The following is a 370-nucleotide window of genomic DNA, read 5'->3' as shown; positions in this document are numbered from 1 at the left end:
CTGACTCCGGCGGGACTACGTACCGTGTTCCGCTATCACCGCGAGCGCTCCGGTGTTAGGGCCGGGCATCCTCACGCGTTACGGCATTCGTTTGGCACCGCGTTGGCCGAGGCGGGAGTCGACCTGTCGGTGATTCAGGCGTTAATGGGTCACGACCATGTCGACTCCGCTGCCGCCTACATCCATTTGGCCCCATCGTTTTTGCGTGAGGAGTTCGATGCCGCCCGCGCTCGGCTACGCGCCCGCCCCTGAGGTCGATCTGCTCGCCGCCTACGCCGAGCACTGCGACCGGCTCGGGTTGATCAGTAGGAACCTTCGTTCGGCCGCGCGAACGTTCCTGCGGCGCTGGCCCGACCCGCAGCGGTGGGCC

General features: G+C 66.8%; 1 protein-coding gene. It reads left to right on the top strand.

Going from position 1 to position 370, the window contains the following annotated elements; genetic code table 11:
- The coding region (locus AC5Y49_RS24870) for a tyrosine-type recombinase/integrase (protein WP_499892033.1) at positions 1 to 252 on the top strand (252 nt) is incomplete at its 5' end.
- Between the last annotated feature and the right edge of the window lie 118 nt (positions 253 to 370).

It is taken from the genome of Mycobacterium sp. NGS62, from assembly GCF_059812285.1.
The sequence above is the reverse complement of the archived record's forward strand: the minus strand, read 5'-3'. Positions and strand labels throughout refer to the sequence as shown.